General features: G+C 60.2%; 9 protein-coding genes and 1 pseudogene. All 10 read left to right on the forward strand.

All coding sequences use genetic code 11. From position 1 onward, the window contains the following. On the forward strand, window positions 1-651 hold a 651-nt coding region (gene dapB, locus BG52_RS08345; protein WP_036667106.1), incomplete at its 5' end, for a 4-hydroxy-tetrahydrodipicolinate reductase. Between the two features lie 75 nt (window positions 652-726). Next, a complete protein-coding gene (gene mgsA / locus BG52_RS08350) occupies window positions 727-1,149 on the forward strand; it encodes a methylglyoxal synthase (protein WP_036582700.1) in 423 nt (140 codons plus the stop codon). Beyond that, window positions 1,146-1,841, forward strand: coding sequence for a bacillithiol biosynthesis deacetylase BshB1 (gene bshB1, locus BG52_RS08355; protein ID WP_036582505.1), 696 nt, complete (start codon window positions 1,146-1,148; stop codon window positions 1,839-1,841). The genes mgsA and bshB1 overlap by 4 nt, the downstream gene beginning before the upstream one ends. Window positions 1,842-1,900: 59 nt before the next feature. Further along, window positions 1,901-3,061, forward strand: a complete 1,161-nt coding sequence (bshA, locus tag BG52_RS08360) for an N-acetyl-alpha-D-glucosaminyl L-malate synthase BshA (protein ID WP_036582502.1) — start codon at window positions 1,901-1,903, stop codon at window positions 3,059-3,061. A gap of 34 nt (window positions 3,062-3,095) precedes the next feature. Continuing rightward, window positions 3,096-4,358 (forward strand): CCA tRNA nucleotidyltransferase, encoded by a 1,263-nt coding sequence (locus tag BG52_RS08365; RefSeq protein ID WP_144340773.1) that lies wholly within the window; start codon window positions 3,096-3,098, stop codon window positions 4,356-4,358. Beyond that, the gene (locus tag BG52_RS08370; protein WP_036582496.1) at window positions 4,355-5,341 is read left to right on the forward strand and encodes a biotin--[acetyl-CoA-carboxylase] ligase; all 987 of its coding nucleotides are present in this window, start codon (window positions 4,355-4,357) and stop codon (window positions 5,339-5,341) included. The genes BG52_RS08365 and BG52_RS08370 overlap by 4 nt, the downstream gene beginning before the upstream one ends. A 310-nt stretch (window positions 5,342-5,651) precedes the next feature. Then, on the forward strand, window positions 5,652-6,551 hold the full coding sequence (gene panB, locus BG52_RS08375) for a 3-methyl-2-oxobutanoate hydroxymethyltransferase (RefSeq protein ID WP_036582494.1): 900 nt from the start codon (window positions 5,652-5,654) through the stop codon (window positions 6,549-6,551). Further along, window positions 6,526-7,398 (forward strand): pantoate--beta-alanine ligase, encoded by an 873-nt coding sequence (gene panC / locus BG52_RS08380; RefSeq protein ID WP_036582492.1) that lies wholly within the window; start codon window positions 6,526-6,528, stop codon window positions 7,396-7,398. The genes panB and panC overlap by 26 nt, the downstream gene beginning before the upstream one ends. A 19-nt stretch (window positions 7,399-7,417) precedes the next feature. Then, window positions 7,418-7,801 carry an aspartate 1-decarboxylase gene (panD, locus tag BG52_RS08385; protein ID WP_036582490.1) on the forward strand — a complete coding sequence of 128 codons (384 nt, stop codon included), beginning with the start codon at window positions 7,418-7,420 and terminating at the stop codon, window positions 7,799-7,801. Between the two features lie 157 nt (window positions 7,802-7,958). Next, window positions 7,959-8,219 (forward strand): annotated as a pseudogene (locus BG52_RS16065) (hypothetical protein); the annotation flags it as partial.

Here is an 8,219-nt window from a genome sequence, read left to right on the forward strand (position 1 = left end):
GCCGCCAGCGGCATCATCATCGGACGCAATCTGGAGGAGGCACTGCAGGGGGGCGGCACGGACGTGCTTGTCGACTTCACGGTTCCCCAGACGGTCTACGGCAATACGAAGACGGCCATCATGCATGGCGTCAGGCCGGTAGTGGGAGCCACCGGCTTCACGCCCGAGCAGATCGACGAATTGGACAAGCTGTGCGCCAGCCGAGGGATCGGCGGTCTGATCGCTCCGAACTTCTCGATCGGGGCCATTCTGATGATGAAGTTCGCCGCAGAGGCGTCGAAATATTTTCCCCATCTGGAAATTATCGAATATCACGGCGACCAGAAGCTGGACGCGCCGTCGGGCACTTCGATCAAGACGGCCGAGCTGATCTCCCAGGTGCGCAAGGAACTGCGGCAGGGAAATCCGAACGAAGAGGAGACGATCGAGGGCGCCCGCGGCGGCCATTATGACGGCTTCCGGATTCACAGCGTGAGGCTGCCCGGCGTATTCGCGCAGCAGGAGGTCATATTCGGCGCTTTCGGGCAATCGCTGAAGATACGCCACGACTCCTATGACCGCGCCGGTTATATGCCGGGCGTCAATAAGGCCGTGAAGAAGGTAATGGGGTATACGGGCCTTATTTACGGGTTTGAGCATTTGATGGATTAAGCGCGGCCGGCCGGTGCCGGCGGAAGCCGTTAATTAGCGACAGCAGCGACAGGGGGAGTTCCAATGAGCAAGCAAATGCAGATCGCATTTATCGCACATGACCGCAAAAAGGACGAGATGGTGAACTTCGTCATCGCTTACGAGCATGTGTTCAAGCATCACAAGCTGTATTCGACCGGTACGACCGGCCAGCGCATCATGGAACAAACTGGACTGAACATTCACCGGTTCATGTCGGGCCCGCTCGGCGGCGACCAACAGATCGGTGCGCTCGTCGCGGAGAATGTGCTGGATCTGATCATTTTCCTGCGCGATCCGCTGATGGCTCAGCCTCATGAACCCGACATCATCGCTTTGCTTCGGCTGTGCGACGTGCAGGGCATTCCGGTCGCGACGAACGTCGCCACGGCGGAGCTGCTTACGAACTCGCTCGGGCGCGGGGAATTTGGCTGGCGCGAGCTGGTACATAAATACAAGCCCGAGGACTGGCAGCCATGAACGGTCTGGATATGCTATGCTTGGGCGCCCATCCCGACGATGTGGAAATCGGGATGGGCGGCACGATCGCCAAGCACGCGGCAGCCGGTCTGCGGATTGGAATATGCGATCTTACCCGTGCGGAGATGTCTTCGAACGGGACGCCCGAGTGCAGAGAAGCCGAAGCCGCGGAGGCATCGGCCGTTCTCGGTCTGGCATACCGTTCTTGCCTCGCCCTGCCCGACCGCGGGCTGACCGGATCTGCGGAGCAGCTCGAGGCGGTGGTGCGGGAAATCCGGGCTTGCAGGCCGCGTGTCGTCTTCGCGCCTTATTGGGATGACCGGCATCCCGACCATAACAGCTGCAGCCGAATCGTCGAGGAAGCGGTGTTCAATGCCAAGCTTCGTCGGTATTTGCCCGATGCTCCGCCGGTACAAGTGGAGCAGCTTGTCTTTTATTACATCAACGACGTGAAGGACGTCGGCCTCATGGTCGACGTTAGTGGCTGCTACGAGCGGAAGCGCAATGCGCTTGCGACATACCGTTCGCAATTCGAGCCCGTTGCCGAAGGCTCGGGCCGGGTGGCCACTCCATTGAATCAACGTTATATCGAGAACGTCGAAGCGCGCGACAGGCTGCTCGGCGCCTCGCGGCAGTGGACCTACGCCGAAGGGTTTATCGTGAAGCGGCCATTCGCCGTGGAGCAGTTCTGACCGAGGCTGCGGCCGCTTACCGACATGAACATTCCACTTGGACCTTTGGGGGTGCGGGCATGGCAAGACCGCTAAAAATCGGCATCACCTGCTATCCGACGCTGGGCGGTTCCGGCGTCGTGGCGACGGAGCTAGGCAAGCTGCTCGCGGAGAAAGGACATGAAATTCATTTCATCACGCACAGCATTCCTTTCCGGCTCGGTAAATTTCAGCGCAATATTTTTTATCACGAGGTTGAAATCAACGACTATTACGTCTTTCGATATCCGCCTTACGATTTGTCGCTGGCCAGCAAGATGGCGCAAGTCGCCAAAATGCAAAATCTCGACCTCCTCCATGTGCACTACGCCGTTCCACACGCAATATGCGCCTATCTGGCAAAGCAGATGGTCGGCGAGGAGCTGAAGACGGTTACGACGCTGCACGGGACCGACATTACGGTGCTCGCCCAGGATGAGTCGCTGAAGGATTTGATCCGGCTCGGCATTCACCAGAGCGATGCGGTAACGGCCGTCTCGCGCGATCTGATCCGGGAGACGCAGGAGCTGCTGGACATTGAGCGACCGATCGATTTGACTTACAATTTCGTCGACAAGCGGATCTATTATCCGCGGGAGTGCATCGGCCTGAGGAGCGAGTTCGCGTCGCCCGACGAGAAAATTATGATGCATATTTCGAATTTTCGGCCGGTGAAGCGGGTCGGAGACGTGGTCGATGTGTTCGCCAAAGTCAGCGAGAAGATCCCGGCAAAGCTGCTGCTGGTCGGCGAAGGACCCGAGCTGTCGCGCATCCAGTGGAAAATCCAGGCGATGGGGCTGCAGGACCGGGTTCATTTTCTCGGCAAGCAGGATGATGTGGCCCAGGTCATTTCGCTGGCCGACGTGATGCTGCTGCCTTCGGAGAAGGAAAGCTTCGGGCTCGTGGCGTTGGAAGCGATGGCCTGCGGTGTGCCGACGATCGGCTCGCAGGCCGGCGGCATCCCGGAGCTGGTCGCGCACGGGGAGACCGGTTATCTGGCGCCTATCGGGGATACGGCGCTTATGGCGGATTACGCCATTCGTCTACTGCGCGATCCCGTCCTTCACGGCGTGGTGAGCAAGGCCTGTCTGCAGCGGGCCAGAACGATGTTCTGCAACGATTTGATTACAGCGGAATATGAGAGCATTTATTATCGCGTTATGGGGATCGATTCGGATATTCCGGTTCCGGTATGTGAATAAGATACGGTAAGGGGGGACGGGCGGTTTGCAGGAAATGATGCGGCAAGCGGCTCCCGTCCTGGAGCGATTGAACGGTGCGGGCTTCGAGGCCTATTATGTAGGGGGCTGCGTTCGCGACGCGGCTCTGGGACGTCCCGTCGCCGACGTCGACATCGCGACTTCGGCCCAACCGGAGCAGGTGTTAGCCCTATTCGCCAAGACGCTGCCGACCGGGCTTCAGCATGGTACGGTGACGGTGCAGGAAGGCGGCCATTCCTATGAGGTGACGACCTTCCGCATGGAAACGGCTTATGAGCGGCATCGGAGGCCCGCAGAGGTGACGTTCATCGCCGACTTAACCGGCGATCTGCTGCGGCGGGATTTTACGATCAATGCGATGGCGATGGACAGATTCGGCCGGGTCGTCGATCCGTTCGGCGGCACGGCCGATCTGGACGCCGGCGTGATCCGCTGCGTAGGCGATCCGGAGCTCCGCTTGCAGGAGGACGCACTTCGTTTGCTGCGGGGCATAAGGTTCGCCTCCGTGCTCGGCTACCGGATCGCGAAATCGACATGGCGCGCGATCGTTCGCCACCGCAGGTTGCTGCGGCACATCGCGATGGAGCGGGTGGGCGTCGAGCTGGACAAAATGCTCGCAGGTCCTTATCCGAACCGCGCGCTGGCGCTGCTCGAACGGAGCGCATTATGGCGGGAGACGAAGATCCCGCTGCTTGGGGTCGGGTTCGACGCCCCCAGTTGCGACCAAGTTCCCGATTGGTCCGGGGTGGCGGACACGAACAACCGGTGGGCCGGTGTGCTGCTGGCCGCCCGTATCGCCCCGGAGGCCGCCAATGCCTGGCTAAGCGCCTTCGCATTCGGCCGCTGTCGGGTCCGAAGGATTACGAATCGGATGAAGCTGCACCACGCGGCGATTGAATCGGACGCAACAGGAGACGCCGCAGGAAGCCGCGCGTCATGGACGGAGCTCGTCCTGCGCTACGGACAGGACGATGCGCAGGCCTGGCTGGCGCTTATCGGACAGGCTCCGGGGCTTGCGGCCAGCTTGCCTGATGAAGCGGGCGCGGCGCGTCTTGCGGAATGGATGCGGGCGATGCCCGCCGCCACGCTCAAGGAGCTGGCCGTGAACGGGCGGGACTTGACGGCTTTGGCGGGTGCCGGCGCCCGGCAGGGGCCATGGGTCAAAACGCTGCTCAACGAACTTCTCGCCGCGTGCGCGAGGGGGGATATCCCCAATGACAAACAAGCGCTGCTAACGGCGGCGGAGACTTATCTGCGCAATGCAAAGGAGCTATCATGAGAGAGCGGTTGCTAGGATTGCTGGAGGAAAGCGATGATCGTTTCGTATCAGGCGAACTGCTCAGCCAACGGCTCGGCGTCAGCCGAACGGCGGTGTGGAAGCAGGTGCGGAAGCTGGAGGACGAGGGCTACACAATCGAGGCTTCCAGAAAGCTCGGTTACCGGCTTGCCGGCAGACCGGAGCAGTTAACGTTGACAAGCTTACTGACGAAACTTCGCACCAATACGTTCGGGCAACGCGTCAAACTGCTGGGCGCCGTCGATTCTACGCAGAATGCCGCACAGCGGCTTGCCGAGGAGGGAGCGCCGGAAGGCACCCTCGTCGTCGCGGAGCAGCAACTGCAAGGACGGGGGCGCATGGGACGGCCGTGGATATCGCCGAAGGGCAAAGGCGTATGGATGAGCTTCATCCTGCGCCCCTCCATTCCGCTGCCGTTCACGCCGCAGCTTACGCTGCTCGCAGCGGTGGCATTGTGCCGTTCCTTACGCCGGCTGACCGGTCTTGATATCGGTATCAAATGGCCGAACGATCTGCTGATCGACGGCAAAAAAATAAGCGGCATCCTGCTCGAATCGAGCGCCGAGGAAGAACGTCTCAAATATGTCGTTGCCGGTATCGGCATCAGTCTCAACCTCGATGCGTCCGACTATCCGCCCGACATGCTCGCGAAAGCCGTTTCGTTGAAGCTGGCCGCCGGCAGACCGTTCGACAGGTCCGAGACGATTGCCGAATTCCTGAATGAATTCGAAGAGCTTTACCTCCTTTACGGAGAGGAAGGGTTCGGCCCGATCCGGACGCTGTGGGAAGCGCTGTCCGTGTCGCTCGATAAGCCGTGCGTGCTGACGACGCCGCAGGGTAGTGTTATTGAGGGAAGCCCGGTCGGCTTGGCCGATACGGGCGAACTGCTCGTGAAACGCGAAGACGGGAAAGTTGTTCACGTTTTTTCGGCCGAGATGGGGTTGCCGGAAGGGCGAGAAGGCTGACCGCGAGTCTGTCGGCGGGGCACCTTCCTTTTTGCCATGCGGTTTGATATACTGGAGGAGCATTGAGGCGGTATCCGTCCGGAACCGCACTCCGCACGCATCAGTAGATTGATCGATCGAATACGACGAACCGTTCGCTTGAGAACGCGCACTCTGCTCTGAGCCGTTAAGGACCGAGACAGAAGGAAGCTTCGCATGTTACGGAATGTTTCTTTTTGCTGATCGGAAACCTTACAGCGGCGGCTGGAAGGTTTTTTCTGCTTTCCGCGGCAAGAGGGCTTCTCGCGGACGACTATGGGAGGGACCGTGCATGGGGCAGGCGCTTACCGTAACGAAGTTAAAAAAAATGAAACGGGACGGGGAACCGATTTCCGTTCTTACCGCATATGATTATCCTTCCGCAAAGCTGGCGGAGGAGGCGGGCATCGACGTGATTCTCGTCGGCGATTCGCTCGGCAACGTGGTGCTCGGTTACGATACCACGCTCCCGGTCACGCTGGAGGATATGATTTATCATTCCCGCGCCGTCCGGCGCGGAGCGCAGAATACGTTCATCGTAACCGACTTGCCGTTTATGGCGTACCGCATCAGCGCCGGCGATACGCTCCGCAATGCGGGACGTATTATGCAGGAGACGGGCGTCCAGGCTGTGAAAATGGAGGGCGGCGCCGACATCGCGCACGAGGTCGACACCTGCGTGCGCGCCGGCATTCCGGTGATGGGCCACATCGGCCTTACGCCGCAATCCGTTCATCAGATCGGCGGCTATAAGGTACAGGGCAAGGAGGACGCGGATGTCCGCCGCCTGATCGAGGACGCGAAGGCGCTTGAGCAGGCCGGCGCGTTCGCGGTCGTGCTTGAGCTCGTTACGGATCAAGCCGCCAAGGCTGTTTCGGAGCAGCTTTCCATACCGACAATCGGCATCGGGGCTGGCACGAACTGTGACGGCCAGGTACTCGTCTATCATGATATTTTGCAATACGCTTCCCCTTACCGGGAGAAGCGGTTCGTTAAAACCTACGCCGACCTCGGCACTACGGTGCGCGAAGCGATCGGCCGGTATGTGCGGGATGTGAAGGGCCGCGAATTCCCGGAGTCGAAGCATGGCTTTGCCGGAGCCGGCCAGGAGCAGCAGGGCGCGGTATACGGATCCGGACCGGATGCCGGAGAGGAGAAACGACGGCATGCAAACTTACACCAGCATTCGTGAGCTGCGGGGGCGGATTGGCGAATGGCGCAAGGCGAACCCGGAGGGCACGGTGGGCTTCGTACCGACGATGGGCTTTCTGCATGAAGGACATGCCAGCCTGATTGAGCGTGCGCGCGCAGAGAACGGCCTGACGGTCGTCAGTGTGTTCGTCAACCCGCTGCAATTTGGGCCGAACGAGGATTTTGAACGTTATCCGCGCGATCCCGAACGGGATGCGTCCGTATGTGAGCGGGCGGGGGCCGATCTGCTTTTTGCACCGGAGGTGCGGGAAATGTACCCGAAGAAGGCGGTAACCCGCGTGCTGGTCGAGGAGCTGACCGACAGGCTTTGCGGCGCTTCGCGCCCCGGCCATTTTGACGGTGTCGGCACGGTCGTCAGCAAGCTGTTTCACATCGTGCAGCCGGACCGCGCCTATTTCGGGCTTAAGGACGCGCAGCAGGTGGCGGTCATCGAGCGGATGACGGAGGATTTGAACCTGCCTGTCGGGATAGTGCCTTGTCCGACGGTGCGCGAGCCGGACGGGCTTGCCCTAAGCTCGCGCAACGTCTACCTGACGGCCGAGCAGCGCGAGCAGGCTGTCGTGCTGAGCCGGGCGCTCGGCAAAGCCGGTGAATGGCTGTCCGAGCCGGAGCTCGGAGCGTCCGAGCTGCGCGGCCGGATCATCGCCTATATCGAACGGGCGCCGCTCGCGGTGATCGATTATGTGGAAGTATTGACCTATCCGGATCTTCAGCCGCCGGATGGCTTGACGCTATCGTCCGGGAATGGTCAAGGCGGCCGGATTATCGTCGCGCTGGCCGTTAAATTCGGCGGAACCCGGTTGATCGACAACCGGATTTTCGGATAAAGTAAGAGGAGGGAACATCGTGTTCAGAACAATGATGAAATCCAAAATACATCGCGCAACCGTGACGGAAGCGAATCTGAATTATGTGGGAAGCATTACGATTGACGAGGATTTGATGGAGCTTACCGACATTTGGGCGAACGAGAAGGTGCAGGTCGTCAACAACAATAACGGCTCGCGCCTGGAGACTTATGTCATCCCGGGACCGCGAGGTTCCGGCGTTATTTGTCTGAACGGCGCCGCAGCGCGCCACGCGCAGCCGGGGGATCAGGTCATCATCATATCTTACGGCATGATGACCGAAGAGGAGGCGCGCGGCTACAAGCCCAAGGTGGCCATTATGGACTCGGCCAACCGCGCCGTTCAGACGATGACGGAAGAGAAGCACGCCAGCATCCTATAACAAGCAGGTCCCCCGGAATTCGGGTCGGCTAGCTCGATGTGACGGTACGCGCTTAGTATGAAACGCCCCCGCTTAACAAAGAATGAGCATAGCTCGGGTGAAGTCCGCGTAAGCGGTCCGGCCGAGCGGTGCGATTACATTCGTGAAGGTGGGGTGCGTGCTATTGCTGCAGCATGTGTTTGCCGTCTTGAACGAACTGCTTGACGACATTATGATCCGTTATCCCGGAACGACAGACGAACAGCGCAGCGAGATAGAGCAACAGCTGGCGGTTCTGCAGTCCATGAGCGATGCGATGATCGACGGTTGGCTGCAATTGGAGGAAAAGCTTGCCTGCGTCCGCCAATCGCGTTCGTCGTCAGCCGCCTCTGTCGAAGACGCTGTCGTTGCGAACCATCCGGACGGGCGGCTCGCCGCC

This window comes from Paenibacillus darwinianus (assembly GCF_000598065.1).
Lineage (GTDB): Bacteria > Bacillota > Bacilli > Paenibacillales > Paenibacillaceae > Paenibacillus_I > Paenibacillus_I darwinianus.

Excerpts from the sequence above, each read along its gene's own strand:
- mgsA (WP_036582700.1), top strand. The coding sequence starts at position 727 with ATGCAGATCGCATTTATCGCACATGACCGCAAAAAGGACGAGATGGTG.
- bshB1 (WP_036582505.1), top strand. The coding sequence starts at position 1,146 with ATGAACGGTCTGGATATGCTATGCTTGGGCGCCCATCCCGACGATGTG.
- bshA (WP_036582502.1), top strand. The coding sequence starts at position 1,901 with ATGGCAAGACCGCTAAAAATCGGCATCACCTGCTATCCGACGCTGGGC.
- BG52_RS08365 (WP_144340773.1), top strand. The coding sequence starts at position 3,096 with ATGATGCGGCAAGCGGCTCCCGTCCTGGAGCGATTGAACGGTGCGGGC.
- BG52_RS08370 (WP_036582496.1), top strand. The coding sequence starts at position 4,355 with ATGAGAGAGCGGTTGCTAGGATTGCTGGAGGAAAGCGATGATCGTTTC.
- panB (WP_036582494.1), top strand. The coding sequence starts at position 5,652 with ATGGGGCAGGCGCTTACCGTAACGAAGTTAAAAAAAATGAAACGGGAC.
- panC (WP_036582492.1), top strand. The coding sequence starts at position 6,526 with ATGCAAACTTACACCAGCATTCGTGAGCTGCGGGGGCGGATTGGCGAA.